Genomic DNA, 13,966 nt, shown 5'->3' with positions numbered 1-13,966 from the left:
GGGGGGGGGGCTTCCACAAGGTCACAGCTTGCCGCACGCCCCCTCCACCATGCTGCGCATGGTCCCCCTCCCCGTACCGGGGAGGATCTCAGGACCGCCGCACCACCTCGCGGATCACGAAGTGCGAGGCCAGCCGCGTCACCCCCGGCAGGCGGGCCAGCGTCTCGCGGTGAATTCGTTCATAACTGTCGTCGCGGCGCACCTCGACCTGGATCATGTAATCCGCCTCGCCGCTCATCAGGAAACATTCGACGATCTCGGGACAGCGCAGGATTTCGCGCTCGAACGCGGCCATGGTATCCTGCCGCTGGTCCTTCAGCGTGACGTTGACCATCACGGTCGAGGGACGCCCGCGCGCCTCGTGGCTCAGGATCGCGCGGTAACCGGCAATGACGCCGCTTTCGCGCAACTGCGCCACGCGGCGATGCGCGGCGCTGGCGGACAGGCCGACCTTCTCGCCCAGCGCGGCGCTGGTCAGGTCGGAATCGCGGGCCAGCTGGGCCAGGATGCGGCGGTCGATCGCGTCGGACATTTCATCCCGATACATCGACATTCGACGCAAGAAAATCCCGTTGGCAGCCCTTCACCGGGACCGCTTTGCACACCTCTCCCGCCCCGTCGGCGCTACTATCGCGTCAATATTCAAACGGAGAGTCCCCATGCGCGTCGGTGTCCCCAAGGAAATCAAGAACCACGAATATCGCGTCGGCCTGACCCCGCCATCGGTCGCCGAGCTGGTCGCCGCCGGTCATGAGGTGATCGTCGAGACCAAGGCCGGCAGCGGCATCGATTTCGAGGACCAGGACTATATCGACGCGGGCGCGCGCATCGTCGCCACCGCCGCCGAGGTGTTCGACCAGGCCGAGATGATCGTAAAGGTGAAGGAGCCGCAGGCGGTCGAGGTCGCGATGCTGCGCCCGCACCATGTCCTGTTCACCTATCTCCACCTCGCCGCCGACAAGCCGCAGGCCGAGGGGCTGATGAAGTCGGGCGCGACCTGCATCGCCTATGAAACGGTCACTTCGCCCCGTGGCGGCGTGCCGCTCCTGAAACCGATGTCGGAAGTCGCGGGCCGCATGGCAGTGCAGGTCGGCGCGCATTATCTGGAAAAGCAGCAGGGCGGCCGTGGCATCCTGCTCGGCGGCGTGCCCGGCGTGGCCCCCGCCAAGGTCGCGATCCTGGGCGGCGGCGTATCGGGCGTGAATGCGGCGCAGATGGCGGTGGGTCTTCGCGCCGACGTCACCATCTATGACATCAACAACGACCGTCTGGCCGAGCTGGACATGTTCTTCTCCAGCCAGATCAAGACCGCCTATGCCTCCAAGGCGGCGATCGCGGCGGCGGTGAAGAATGCGCATCTGGTCATCGGCGCGGTGCTGGTTCCGGGTGCGGCGGCGCCGAAGCTCGTCACGCGCGACATGCTGAAGACGATGAAGCGCGGTTCGGTGATGGTCGATATCGCGATCGACCAGGGCGGCTGCTTCGAGACCAGCCATGCCACCACCCACCAGGACCCGGTGTTCGAGGTCGACGGCGTGATCCATTACTGCGTCGCCAACATGCCGGGCGCGGTCGCCCGCACCTCGACCTTCGCGCTGAACAACGCGACCCTGCCCTTCGCGGTCAAGCTGGCGAACATGGGGGCCGAGGCCGCGATGAAGGCCGATCCGCATCTGGCGGGCGGCCTGAACGTCTCGGGCGGCAAGATCCGCCACGCCGCGGTCGCCGAAGCGCTCGACCTGCCGTTCGAGGCCTGGGCGGGCTAAACACCATCGTTCATACTGGGCGAAGTTGAAGGGCATGTCCGGGCGTCATGCCCGTGGCCTTCGACTTCGCTCAGGCTGAACGGCGTTATGGATTTGCTCCACCCTCCGTTCACGCTGAGCGAAGTCGAAGCGCACGCCGTGCCATCCACCACGAGGCGCGGTTGAGTTCGCGCGGAGGCGCGGAGACGCAGAAGGGTTTGGAATGGGGTTGGCGGCTGGTGTCGGTTCCGCCAACGGATTTGCCTCACCGTGGCGGTTGGAGGCCAGCTTTGCGGCTGGATGCACCATCTCCGCGTCTCCGCGCCTCCGCGCGAACCAAAAAAGAAACAAAAATAGAACATGCGTGTTGATCCCCCGAAAGGATCACCCGATGACCGACAATCCCAAGACCGAACCATTCTCCAACGCCGAGAAGGACCCCGATGACTGGACCACAGGCGACGAGAAGATGACCGGCGCACAGGCCAGTTACCTGAAGACCCTGTCCGAAGAGGCGGGCGAGCCGTTCGACGATACGCTGACCAAGGCGGACGCCTCCAAGCGGATCGACGCGCTTCAGGAAAAGACCGGCCGGGGCCAGTAAGCCCTTATTCCCCCATCATCCGAATAGCCTGGTCGAGCAGCATCACCCGCTGCTCGATCGCCGGGCGATAGGCGGCATCGGCGGGGGACAATTCCAGCGCCCGGTTCCAGAAGACCCGCGCCTTGCGGAAATCGCCCGCCCGCATCCAGGCCAGCCCCTCGAAGAAGAAGGGCGTCGGGTCACCAGGCCCCAGCGTCCGGGCGCGGCGAAAGGCGAAGCGGGCGGCGGGCGACATCTGATAGCCGTCATGCGCGAACAGGACATTGCCCAACTCGGTCCAATAGGGAACGCTGGTCCGGTCGCCGCCGACCGCGCCCAGCATGATCTGCACCGCGGTGCGCTTGTTGCCCGAGCGCGACAGGGCATCGGCGGCGGTGAACATCGCCGCCTCTCCGCCGTAACGTCCGATCAGCTGCCCGCGCAGCTCGGAAATCGCATCATTGTCGAGCAGCGCGTCGGGGCGCGGCGCGGGCGCGCTGGCCCCCAGGGTCGGCCGTCCCTGCCACGCATAGCCGACGCCCCCGAGCGCCAGCGCGGCCCCAAGCATCGTCCAGAGCGGTCGCGGAAACCGCAGCCACAGCGCCGCGCCCGAGGCTCCGACCGCGATCAGCAGCAGGATCAGCCAGCCCATCAGCGCCGCTTCCGAAAGCTGGACCGCGCGATCCATGCGCCGATCGCCAGCAACAGGATCGGTGTCGCCCACAGCAACGCCGTCGCACCCGACAAAGGCGGGTCATAGCTGACATAATCGCCGTATCGCTCGATCAGCCAGGCACGGATCGCCTCCGGGCTTTCCCCGCGCGCGATACGCTGGCGGACCAGTGCGCGCATGTCCGCGGCCATGTCGGCATCGCTGTCCGCGATCGACTGGCCCTGGCACACGACGCAGCGCAGCTCCCCCATCAGGGCGCGCGCCTGCGCCTCGGCCCGGCGGTCGGGCAATTGGGTGTTGCCGTAATCGGGCGTCGCCGTGGCGGCGGCCAGCAACAACGCGAGCGACAGGCTCATCGCGCGGCGGCCATATCGCGAACGATCTGGTCGACCTGATCGGCGCGGATATCGCCGATATATTGCCGCACGATCCGCCCGCGCCCGTCGATCAGGAAGGTCTCCGGCACGCCCGACGAGCCGAGCGCCATCTGCACCCGGCTGCGGCTGTCATCGCCGATCGCGGCATAGGGATCGCCGTTGCGGCGCAGGAAGGCGGCGATGGCAGGTCCCTTGTCATGAATGGCGACGGCGTCGATCGGGACGCCGCGCGCCTTCAGCGCCATCAGCTGCGGCGCCTCGGCGATGCAGGGGATGCACCAGCTGGCAAAGACGTTCAGCAGGCGCGGCTTGCCGCCCCGGAAGTCGCTGCTCGCCAGACCGGGCTTGCCCGGCACCATCGGCTCGAGCGTGAACACCGGCAGCGGCTTGTCGACCAGCGTCGAATGGACCGCCGTGTCGGCGGGCCGCATCAGCCCGGCCGCGACCACCGCGAAGAACACTCCGAACAGCCCCAGCGGCAACCAGATCAGCGCGCGCTTCATCCCCACAGAGCCTCCCGCCGTCGTTGCTGCCACGCCTTGAACCACCGCCCGGCCAGCGCCAGCACGCCGCCCAATGCGATCAGCGCGCCGCCCAGCCAGATCAGCGTCACGAACGGCTTCCACCACAGCCGCAACTGCCAGCGCCCGGTCGCCGCGTCCTGCTGTCCCAGCACCGTATAGAGCTGTCCGTCCCAGCGAGTCGCGATGGCGCTCTCGCTGGTCGTGGTCGGCGGATCGGTGAAGAAGCGCTGCTGCGGGCGCAGGGTGGCACCGTCGCCCTCGCGCGTCGCGGTCAGCCGCGCCTCCAGTGCCGACCAGTTCGCGCCGATATTGGGATAGATGCGGTTCAGCTCTACCCGCCACGGGCCGACAATGGTCGCCTGCCCCGGATAGAGCGCGACCAGCCGCTCGGCGGTGAACGCGCTGTCGCAGGCCATGCCGATCATGCTGACACCCAGACCGACATGCGCGACCACCATGCCCCAGATGGGCAAGGGCGTACGCCGCCAGTTGCGCCGGGTGATCGGCAATACGCTGGCGACGACCAGCCCGACGCCGAACGACAGGCCCAGCAGCGACAACACACCCATGCCGCCGGTCAGGGTCAGCATCAACGCAAAGGTCCCCGCCGCCGCGACCATCGGCCACAACATGCGGATCAGCACCGCCTCCGCATCGTCGCTCCGCCAGCGCAAGGCAGGCCCGACCGCCATGACGGCAACCAGCGCCAGCGCGATCGGCCCGGCGGCGGCGTGGAAGAAGGGCGGCCCGACGGACAGGCGCACACCGAACCCGGCCGCGACCAACGGATAGAGCGTGCCGATCAGCACGATGCCCAGGATGACCGAGAGCAGCAGATTGTTGACAACCAGCCCGCCCTCACGACTGACAAAGGTGAAGCTTCGCCCCGCCCGCACCTGCCCGATCCGCGCGCCGAACAACGCCAGCGCGCCGCCGATATAGAGGCCCAGCAACGCCAGGATGAACGCCCCGCGCCGGGGATCGACGGCGAAGGCATGAACGCTGGTCAATATGCCCGAGCGGACCAGGAACGTCCCGATCATCGACATGGAAAACGCCACGACCGCCAGCATCACGGTCCATGCCCGCAGGCCGTCCCGCGCGGCCAGCACATTGACCGAATGGAGCAGCGCGGTCGCCGCCAGCCATGGCATCAGAGAGGCATTCTCGACCGGGTCCCAGAACCACCAGCCGCCCCAGCCCAGCTCGTAATAGGCCCAGTAGGACCCCGCCGTGATGCCGATGGTCAGCAGCACCCAGGCGCCCAGCACCCAGGGCCGCATCGCGCGGGCAAAGGCCGGGCCGACCTGCCCCGTCACCAGCGCGCCGACCGCGAAGGAAAAGGCGACCGACAGCCCGACATAGCCCGCGTAGAGCGTCGGCGGGTGGAAGGCGAGGCCGGGATCCTGCAACAGCGGGTTCAGCCCCTGTCCCTCGATCGGTGCCGGGTTCAGCCGTGCGAACGGGTTGGAGGCGAACAGCAGGAAGGCATAGAAACCCAGCGCGATCGCGCCCTGCGCCGCCAGCGTCGCGACATGGGTCGGCCGGTCGAGCGTCCGCTCCTTCCACGCGACCAGCGCCCCGCCCGCGCCCAGGATCGTCACCCAGAGCAGCATCGAGCCTTCATGATTGCCCCAGGCCCCGGCGAATTTGTAGATCCACGGCTTGGCCGAATGGCTGTTCTCGGCGACCAGCTTGACCGACAGATCGGTGTTCAGGAACACCGCGATCAGCGACCCCATCGCAATCGCGACCAGCGCGCCCTGCACGATCGCGACCGGGCCGATCGCCGCCATCGCCTGCTCGCCCGCTACGTCCTTGCGACGGAGCGCCAGAACGCCGAGCAACAGTTGCAACCCCGCCAGCAGCGCGGCGAACCAGAGCGCGGCGAGGCCCGCTTCGGCGATCACGGCTCCAAACTCCGGCTCTCGTGCATATTGCCCGCCATTTCGGGGGGCATGTATTTCTCGTCATGCTTGGCGAGCAGGTTGGTCGCGACGAAACGGCCATCGGGCTGGAACTGCCCCTCCGCCACCACGCCCGATTTCTCGCGAAACAGGTCGGGCGTGATCCCGGCGAAGGTGACAGGCGTCGTCGCCTTGCCGTCGGTCACGACGAAGCGCACCGTCACGCCGTCGGGCGCGCGGTGGACCGACCCCGCCTCGACCATCCCGCCCAGCCGGACCGCACGGCCCAGCGGCAGGCCCTGCTTTTGCGCATCGGAAGGCGTGTAGAAGAACGCCGCCTGGTCCTTCATCGCCGACATGGCGAGCAGGACCGCCGCGACGATCGCGGCCAGGGCCAGCAGCGCCAGCGTGAGACGTTGGGATTTGGGCGTCATTTCTCGGCGCGCTTCATCGCCAGATAGCTGATGAGGGTCAGCGCACCCGCACCCCCCAGCATGACCGCATAGGCCGCCGCCACGAACGCCATCTGGTTCATGCGCGCGCCATCCGCCGCATCCGCGCCTCGGCCTTGGCCTGCGCCAGCAGCGTGCGCATCCGCATCAGCACGATGGCCGCGAACAGGAAGGTGAAACCCGCCAACGCGATCGGCAGCGGCCAGAGTAGCGACGTATCGATGCTGGAGCCGGTCAGCCCGATCGACTGCCCCTGATGGAGCGTGTTCCACCAGACGACCGAATAACGGATGACCGGCAGCAGCGCGGTGCCCGCCAGTCCGTACAGCGCCGGAATCCGCCCGTCCCCGCCGCGATCCGCGTCGGCACGGGCGAGCGCGATATACCCCAGATAGACAAACAGCAGCAGCAGCATCGAGGTCAACCGCCCGTCCCATTGCCACCATGTCCCCCAGGTCGGCCGTCCCCAGATCGACCCCGTCGCCAGGCACAGGGCGGTAAACACCGCCCCCGGCCAGGCGATGGCGCGCCCCGCGATCTGCGCCAGCGGATGCCGCCAGACGATCAGCGACAGGCTGGCGATGGCGATACCGCTCCATCCGCCCATGCCCAGCCAGGCGGCCGGGACATGGATGTAGAGGATGCGCACCGTCTCGCCCTGAAGATAGTCGGGCGGCGTCTGAGTCAACCCCGCCCAGACCGCGACCGCGATCAGCGCGATGCCGAGCCCGAGGAAAATCCCGGTCAGCGGACGAGCGATCTTCAGGAAACGCGCAGGGTTCGCAAGGGTATGAAGGGTGGCCACGATACGCGGACTGTAAGAGGGTTTTTCGGGCGCGTCATCCGCCTTCTCCCATCTTAAGCCCCTCCCGCAGGCGAGTTTCAGGTCGATCATGCCCCCGGCATGACCTAAACGATGCGGGGCATCGTTTACCTGAAACTGGGTTTGGGGAGGGCACGATGTCTCACCGAGGCCATCGCTCGCGGCCTGCCCTCCCCCATCCCCTCCCGTTTACGGGAGGGGCGTGAGACTCATCGATGACGGACCTGTTAACGCGCTGATTCGTCTTCACTCCACGACATCCCCAACAGGGGAGCAAAGGGGACCATCACATCATCATGCCAGCCTTCCACCGCCTGCCCTTCCTCGCCCTAGCGCTCATCCCCACCACCCTCTCCGCCCAAACCAACGAACCCGAAACCATCATCGTCACCGGCCGGGGCCTGAACGACCAACCCGGCGACCGCGCGCTGGACGTGGTGACGATCGACCGCGACCGGATCACGCAGAATGCTTCGCAGCGGCTGGAGAATGTCCTGGCCGACGCCGCCGGGCTCCAGCAATTCCGCCGCTCGGACAGCCGCTCGGCGCATCCCACGTCGCAGGGCATCACCCTGCGAGGGCTCGGCGGCAATGCGTCGAGCCGGGCGCTGCTGGTCCTCGACGGCGTGCCGCAGGCCGATCCGTTCGGCGGCTGGGTGGTCTTCCCCGCCTATGCGACCGGGCGGCTGGGCCGCATCCGGGTGACGCGCGGCGGCGGATCGGGTTTCTGGGGGCCGGGCGCGCTGGCGGGCACGATCGAGATGGACAGTGCGACGCCCGACCAGCTCTCCCCGCTCGACCTCGCTTTGTCCTATGGCAGCCGCCATTCGGTCGATGCGCAAGGATCGGCCTCGCTGGTGCGGGACGGAGGCTTCCTGACGATGTCAGGTGCCTATGCCCGCGGCGACGGCTTCACCCCCATCATCGAGGAGCAACGCGGTCCGGCCGACCGGCCCGCCCCCTATGAGCAATATTCGGGCGCCGCGCGCGGCGTCGTCGCGATCGCGCCCGCCACCGAGCTGCAGATGACCCTCGCCGCCTTTCACGATGCGCGAGACCGGGGGACCGATTTCACCGACAATCGCTCGGACGGTGCGGATGCGAGCATCCGCCTGGTCGGACGGGGAGCCTGGGGCTGGTCGGCGCTGGCCTATGTCCAGACGCGGCAATTCGCCTCGCGCTATGCCAGCGTGAATGCCGCGCGGACGGCGGCGACGCTGACGCTCGACCAGTATAACGTCCCCGCCACCGGACTGGGCGGCCGGGTCGAGGTGTCGCCACCGCTGGGCGATACGGTGACGCTGCGGCTGGGCGGCGATATTCGCGATACCAGCGGGCGGACGCAGGAACGCTACACCTATGTCGCGGGCCTCCCGACCCGGCGACGCGAGGCGGGCGGGGCGACGCGGACCATGGGACTGTTCGCCGATGGCAGCGTCGAGGCAGGCGCGCTGACCGTCACTGCCGCCGCGCGAGTGGATGACTGGCGTATTCGGGGTGGACGGCTGGATGAAGGCGTGCTGGCGACCGGCGCGGTGCTGACCGATACCGATTTCCCGAACCGATCGGGGCAGGAATTTACCGGGCGGCTGGGGGCCGCCTTGCGGGTCGTCCAGCCGCTGGCCCTGCGGGCGGCGGCCTATCGCGGCTGGCGGTTGCCGACACTCAACGAACTCTACCGGCCGTTCCGCGCCGGGGCGGATGCTACCGCCGCCAATGCCGCGCTGAACCCCGAACGGGTCGAGGGCGTCGAGGGCGGGTTCGACCTGACCCCGGCGACAGGGGTTCGGCTGTCGGGCACCTACTTCGTCAATCGGCTGACCGATGCGATCGCCAATGTGACCCTGGGCCGCGGGCCGGGGACGTTCCCCGGCGTCGGCTTCGTCGCCGCGAATGGCGTGTACCGGATGCGGCAAAATCTCGACGCGATCCGGTCACAGGGGTTCGAGCTGGAAGCCAATGCCGCCATTGGCCCGGTCAGCGCCCGCGCGTCCTGGTCGCATGTCGATGCACGGGTGGAGGCATCGGGCAACGCCGCGACGCTCGACGGCCTGCGCCCGGCGCAGACGCCGCGCGACCAGTTTTCGGGAACTCTGGCGGTCGAGCGGCGCGGGGCGGTGGTGAGCGGGACCCTGCGCCATGTCGGGCGGCAGTTCGAGGACGACCAGAACAGCCGCTCGCTGGCACCTGCCATGACGCTGGATGCCTATGCAGCGGTGCCGGTGGTGCGCGGCTGGCTGATCGAGGCGCGGGCGGAGAACCTTGCCGATGCGCGAGTCGAGGCGGCGTATAGCGGCGCAGGGCTGATTGAGCGGGCGACGCCCAGGACCTTGTGGATCGGGGTTCGGACGCGATTGTGATCCCTTGGCCTTCGACTTCGCTCAGGCTGAACGTAGTCGAAGGCCACGCCCCTACCCCCGCTTCTTCACCAGGGCCGTGCGCAGGCACCGGCACACCACCTCGTCCCGCTGGTTGAGCGCCTCGTGCCGGAAAGTCACCAGCCCCGCCCCCGGCCGCGACTTGCTCTCGCGCAAGGCCGTCACCTCGCTCGTCGCGCGCAGCGTGTCGCCCAGGAACACCGGCGCGGGCATGACCAGTTCGTCATAGCCCAGATTGGCGACCAGCGTCCCCAGCGTCGTCTCCCCCACCGACAGGCCGACCATCAGCGAGAAGGTGAAGGTGCCGTTGACAAGGATGCGCCCGAACTCGCTGGCCTTGGCCGCCTCGGCATCGATGTGCAGCGGCTGGGGGTTGTGGGTCATGGTCGAGAACAGGAGGTTGTCCGTCTCGGTCACGGTGCGGCGGATAGGGTGTTCGATCCGGTCGCCGATCGCCCATTCGTCGAAGTGGCGCCCGCTCATGCCGCGTCCTCCGTAACGATGCGAACCAGCGCGACGCCCTCGGCCACCTGCCCGCCGGTCTCGGCCTTCAGGTCGGTGACGATGCCGTCGAACGGCGCGGTCAGGACATGCTCCATCTTCATCGCCTCCAGCGTGACGAGCGGCTGGCCTGCGCTGACCGCCTGCCCCTCTGTCACCGCGACCGCGATGATCCGGCCGGGCATGGGCGACAGGATCGCACCGTCTCCCGCCCCGCCCGCCGCCAAGCCGTCGGCGCGCCAGCGGGTAAAGGACCAGCTTTGCCCGCCCTCGGAAATCAGCACCTCGTCGGTAGGTGATGGGGGCACGTCGCCCGCCTCGCCGAAATCCACGGTAATGGCGCGCCCGTCGAGCAGGAAGCGCGCGCTCCGTCGGGGCACGGCGTTCAGGCGGAAGCACGACAATGCGTCCTGCCCGATCAGCGCGGCGGCGGCCTCGGCCAACGCCTCCTCGGACGGCTCGGTCGGCGGCATCAACGCCTCGCCCTCACGCGCGATCAGGCCGGTATCGACCTGCCCGCTGGCGAAGTCGGGATGGTCGAGCGCCTGGACCAGAAAGCCCGCATTGGTGCGCACCGGCCAGATCACCGCCTCGTCCAGTGCATCCGCCAGCGCCTCACGCGCATCGTCGCGGGTATCGCCATGGGCGATGACCTTGGCGATCATCGGGTCGTACCAGGGGGTGATCTCTGCCCCCTCCTCGACTCCGGTGTCGATGCGGATCGCGGGATCGTCGCCGAGGTCGAACACCTCCAGCGTGCCGATCGCGGGCAGGAAGCCCTTGGCCGGATCCTCGGCATAGAGCCGTGCCTCGATCGCATGGCCATGGATGGCGAGTTGGTCTTGCGCCATCGGCAAAGGCTCGCCCGCCGCGACGCGTAGTTGCCACTCGACCAGATCGACGCCGGTGATCGCCTCGGTCACGGGATGCTCGACCTGGAGCCGGGTGTTCATCTCCATGAACCAGACGCGGTCGGCGCGCAGGCCTTCGGAGGCGTCGGCGATGAACTCGATCGTGCCCGCCCCCACATAGTCCACCGCTTGCGCGGCGCGGACGGCTGCGCCACACACGGCCTGCCGCGTCGCCTCGTCCATGCCCGGCGCGGGGGCTTCCTCGATCACCTTCTGGTGGCGGCGTTGCAGCGAACAGTCACGCTCGAACAGATGCACGACATGGCCGTGCCGGTCTCCGAAGACCTGCACCTCGATATGGCGGGGCGAGAGGATGTATTTCTCGATCAGCACCCGGTCGTCGCCGAACGAGGATGCCGCCTCGCGACGGCAGGAGGCCAGCGCCTCGGCGAAAGCGGCGGGGTCGTCGACGCGGCGCATCCCCTTGCCGCCGCCACCCGCCACCGCCTTGATGAGGACGGGGTAGCCGATTGCATCCGCTTCGGTCGCGAGGCGGTCGGGTGACTGGTCCTCGCCCAGATAGCCCGGCGTGACGGGAACACCGGCGGCGATCATCCGGGCCTTGGCTGCGTCCTTCAGGCCCATGGCGCGGATGCTGTCCGGGTTGGGACCGACCCAGACCAGCCCGGCGGCGATCACGCTTTCGGCGAACTCGGCATTTTCCGACAGGAAGCCATAGCCGGGGTGGATCGCCTCCGCCCCGCTATCCCGCGCGGCAGAGAGGATGCGAGCGGCATCGAGATAGCTTTCGCGCGCCGGGGCCGGACCGATCAGGATCGCCTCGTCGGCCATACGGACATGCAGCGCCTGTGCATCGGCCTCGGAATAGACCGCGATGGTGCGCAGGCCCATCTCGCGCGCGGTGCGGATGATGCGACAGGCGATCTCGCCGCGATTGGCGATGAGGAGGGATTGGAACATGCTTTAATCCTCATTCCTCCCCAAGCTATGCTTGGGGAGGGGGACCATCGCGCCAGCGATGGTGGAGGGGCGATGGGAATACCGACGAAGCCAGGCAGGACGGTTCAGAAAGCGCGTGCTCTCAGGCGTGATTTGACGCTGCCCGAGGTCGTGCTGTGGCGCGTCCTCCGCGAGCGGCCCGAAGGGTTGCGGTTTCGCAGGCAGCATCCGGCGGGGGCGTATGTGCTGGACTTCTACTGCCCGGCGGCGCGGTTGGCCGTCGAGGTCGATGGCGAGGTTCACGAATGCGGGGATCGACCCGAGCGGGATGCTCGGCGCGATGCGGTTCTGGCGGAGCATGGGGTCGCCGTCCTGCGCATCCCGGCCCGAGACGTACTTCGCAATCTGGATAGCGTCGTCCGTTACATCGTCGCACAGGCTCGCGACCGCTTGCCCCTCCACCGTCCTGCGGACGGTCCCCCTCCCCAAGCGGAGCTTGGGGAGGAATAGGGCATCTTCATCAATCCTCCCCAAGCTGTGCTTGGGGAGGGGGACCGCCGCGAAGCGGGGGTGGAGGGGCATCCCCCCGCCCCTCACATCCGAAACACCCCGAAGCGGGGCGCCTCCGCGATTGGCGCGTTCAGACACGCATCCAGCGCCAGCCCGAGAACGTCGCGAGTCTGCGCCGGATCGACGATGCCGTCGTCCCACAACCGCGCGGTCGCGTACCACGGGTTCCCCTCGTCCTCGTAACGCTGGCGGATCGGAGCCTTGAACGCCTCCGCCTCATCCGGCGTCCAGCTTTCCGCGTCGCGATGGACGGTCGCCAGCACGCTCGCGGCCTGCTCGCCGCCCATCACGCTGATCCGCGCATTGGGCCAGGTGAACAGGAAGCGGGGGCCATAGGCGCGCCCGCACATGCCGTAATTGCCCGCGCCAAAGCTGCCGCCGATCAGCACGGTGATCTTGGGCACCTGCGCCGTCGCCACCGCCGTCACCAGCTTGGCGCCGTGCTTGGCGATCCCTTCGGCCTCATAGCGGCCGCCGACCATGAAGCCGGAGATATTCTGGAGGAACAGCAGCGGGATGCGCCGCTGGCAGGCCAGCTCGATGAAATGCGCGCCCTTCTGCGCGCTTTCCGAGAACAGCACGCCGTTGTTCGCCAGGATCGCGACCGGCTTGCCATGGATATGCGCGAAGCCGCAGACCAGCGACGCGCCGTACAGCGCCTTGAATTCGTGGAAGCGCGATCCGTCGACCAGCCGTGCGATCACTTCATGCACGTCATAAGGCGCGCGGACATCCTGCGGGATCAGGCCGTAGAGGTCCTCGGCCGGATAGAACGGTTCGTCCGCCTCGGCGAGGTTGACGTCGGGCATGACCTGCGGCGGCAGGGTCTCGACGATATCGCGGACGATCGACAGCGCATGATCGTCATTCTCGGCGACATGATCGACCACGCCCGACTTGCGGCCATGCGTGTCCGCGCCGCCCAGTTCCTCGGCCGAGATGACCTCGCCCGTTGCCGCCTTCACCAGCGGCGGCCCGGCGAGGAAGATCGTCCCCTGCCCGCGCACGATGACGGTTTCGTCGGACATGGCCGGGACATAGGCCCCGCCCGCCGTGCAACTGCCCATCACGCACGCGATCTGGGGAATGCCCGCCGCCGACATCTGTGCCTGGTTGAAGAAGATGCGACCGAAATGGTCGCGATCGGGAAACACCTCCGCCTGGTGCGGCAGGTTCGCGCCGCCGCTGTCGACCAGATAGATGCAAGGGAGCCGGTTCTCGAGCGCGATCTCTTGTGCGCGGAGATGCTTCTTGACGGTCAGCGGATAGTAGGTGCCGCCCTTCACCGTCGCGTCATTGGCGACGATCATCACCTGTCGGCCATGGACGCGACCGATCCCGGCGATCACGCCCGCGCCGGGGACGGCATCGTCGTACAGGCCGTTGGCAGCGAGCTGCCCGATTTCGAGGAAGGGTGAGCCCGGGTCCATGAGTTGCTCCACCCGGTCGCGGGGGAGCAGCTTGCCGCGCGACACATGCCGGTCGCGCGCCGCATCGCTGCCACCCAGCCCGGCCTGGGCGACATCGGCGCGGAGGTGTTCGGCGAGCGCGCGGTTGTGGTCGGCGTTCGCACGGAATGCCACATCGTCGCGCGGCACCCGGCTGGAAAGCACTGGCCCCAT

Annotated in this window: 14 protein-coding genes; 4 read left to right on the top strand and 10 right to left on the bottom strand. The window is 68.2% G+C overall.

Translation table 11 applies throughout. The features are described from left to right. Positions 1-88: 88 nt before the first annotated feature. Positions 89-532, bottom strand: a complete 444-nt coding sequence (locus tag SP5_RS04790; protein ID WP_042484883.1) for an Lrp/AsnC family transcriptional regulator — start codon at positions 530-532, stop codon at positions 89-91. Between the two features lie 127 nt (positions 533-659). Here SP5_RS04790 and ald point away from each other — a divergent pair, with 127 nt between their 5' ends. Then, positions 660-1,766 carry an alanine dehydrogenase gene (gene ald / locus SP5_RS04785; RefSeq protein ID WP_042484875.1) on the top strand — a complete coding sequence of 369 codons (1,107 nt, stop codon included), beginning with the start codon at positions 660-662 and terminating at the stop codon, positions 1,764-1,766. Positions 1,767-2,136: 370 nt separating this feature from the next. Beyond that, complete coding sequence (locus SP5_RS04780) at positions 2,137-2,349, top strand: DUF3072 domain-containing protein (RefSeq protein ID WP_042484874.1); 213 nt, start codon at positions 2,137-2,139, stop codon at positions 2,347-2,349. A 4-nt stretch (positions 2,350-2,353) separates the two neighbouring features. Here the strand turns inward: SP5_RS04780 and SP5_RS04775 are convergent, their stop codons facing one another. The 6 genes from SP5_RS04775 to ccmC all read right to left on the bottom strand — a co-directional run bounded on the left by SP5_RS04775 (position 2,354) and on the right by ccmC (position 7,066). Beyond that, positions 2,354-3,016, bottom strand: a complete 663-nt coding sequence (locus SP5_RS04775; protein WP_052811403.1) for a tetratricopeptide repeat protein — start codon at positions 3,014-3,016, stop codon at positions 2,354-2,356. Further along, positions 2,980-3,357: a cytochrome c-type biogenesis protein gene (locus tag SP5_RS04770; RefSeq protein ID WP_042484871.1), complete on the bottom strand. Its 378-nt coding sequence runs from the start codon at positions 3,355-3,357 to the stop codon at positions 2,980-2,982. Before SP5_RS04770 ends, SP5_RS04775 begins: the two co-directional genes overlap by 37 nt. Further along, positions 3,354-3,881, bottom strand: coding sequence for a redoxin family protein (locus SP5_RS04765; protein ID WP_042484877.1), 528 nt, complete (start codon positions 3,879-3,881; stop codon positions 3,354-3,356). The genes SP5_RS04770 and SP5_RS04765 overlap by 4 nt, the downstream gene beginning before the upstream one ends. Continuing rightward, positions 3,878-5,812: a heme lyase CcmF/NrfE family subunit gene (locus tag SP5_RS04760; protein WP_042484868.1), complete on the bottom strand. Its 1,935-nt coding sequence runs from the start codon at positions 5,810-5,812 to the stop codon at positions 3,878-3,880. Before SP5_RS04760 ends, SP5_RS04765 begins: the two co-directional genes overlap by 4 nt. After that, positions 5,809-6,243 (bottom strand): cytochrome c maturation protein CcmE, encoded by a 435-nt coding sequence (ccmE, locus tag SP5_RS04755; RefSeq protein ID WP_042484865.1) that lies wholly within the window; start codon positions 6,241-6,243, stop codon positions 5,809-5,811. The genes SP5_RS04760 and ccmE overlap by 4 nt, the downstream gene beginning before the upstream one ends. A 97-nt stretch (positions 6,244-6,340) precedes the next feature. Next, complete coding sequence (ccmC, locus tag SP5_RS04750) at positions 6,341-7,066, bottom strand: heme ABC transporter permease CcmC (protein ID WP_042484861.1); 726 nt, start codon at positions 7,064-7,066, stop codon at positions 6,341-6,343. Positions 7,067-7,380: 314 nt separating this feature from the next. Between ccmC and SP5_RS04745 the strand changes: the two genes are divergently transcribed. After that, a complete protein-coding gene (locus SP5_RS04745; protein ID WP_042484859.1) occupies positions 7,381-9,444 on the top strand; it encodes a TonB-dependent receptor in 2,064 nt (687 codons plus the stop codon). Positions 9,445-9,495: 51 nt separating this feature from the next. Here the strand turns inward: SP5_RS04745 and SP5_RS04740 are convergent, their stop codons facing one another. Together SP5_RS04740 and SP5_RS04735 are read right to left on the bottom strand one after the other, a co-directional pair. Then, complete coding sequence (locus SP5_RS04740; protein ID WP_042484856.1) at positions 9,496-9,945, bottom strand: MaoC family dehydratase; 450 nt, start codon at positions 9,943-9,945, stop codon at positions 9,496-9,498. Beyond that, the gene (locus SP5_RS04735) at positions 9,942-11,795 is read right to left on the bottom strand and encodes an acetyl/propionyl/methylcrotonyl-CoA carboxylase subunit alpha (RefSeq protein ID WP_042484853.1); all 1,854 of its coding nucleotides are present in this window, start codon (positions 11,793-11,795) and stop codon (positions 9,942-9,944) included. The genes SP5_RS04740 and SP5_RS04735 overlap by 4 nt, the downstream gene beginning before the upstream one ends. Positions 11,796-11,867: 72 nt before the next feature. Between SP5_RS04735 and SP5_RS18685 the strand changes: the two genes are divergently transcribed. Further along, positions 11,868-12,284: an endonuclease domain-containing protein gene (locus tag SP5_RS18685; protein WP_084220562.1), complete on the top strand. Its 417-nt coding sequence runs from the start codon at positions 11,868-11,870 to the stop codon at positions 12,282-12,284. A gap of 83 nt (positions 12,285-12,367) precedes the next feature. On the opposite strand, the gene SP5_RS04725 is transcribed toward SP5_RS18685, so the two are convergent. Beyond that, entirely contained in the window at positions 12,368-13,966 is a 1,599-nt protein-coding gene (locus SP5_RS04725; protein WP_042484847.1) for a carboxyl transferase domain-containing protein, read from the bottom strand.

The organism is Sphingomonas parapaucimobilis NBRC 15100, assembly GCF_000787715.1.
GTDB lineage: Bacteria > Pseudomonadota > Alphaproteobacteria > Sphingomonadales > Sphingomonadaceae > Sphingomonas > Sphingomonas parapaucimobilis.
This window is presented reverse-complemented; position numbering and strand designations above follow the sequence as displayed.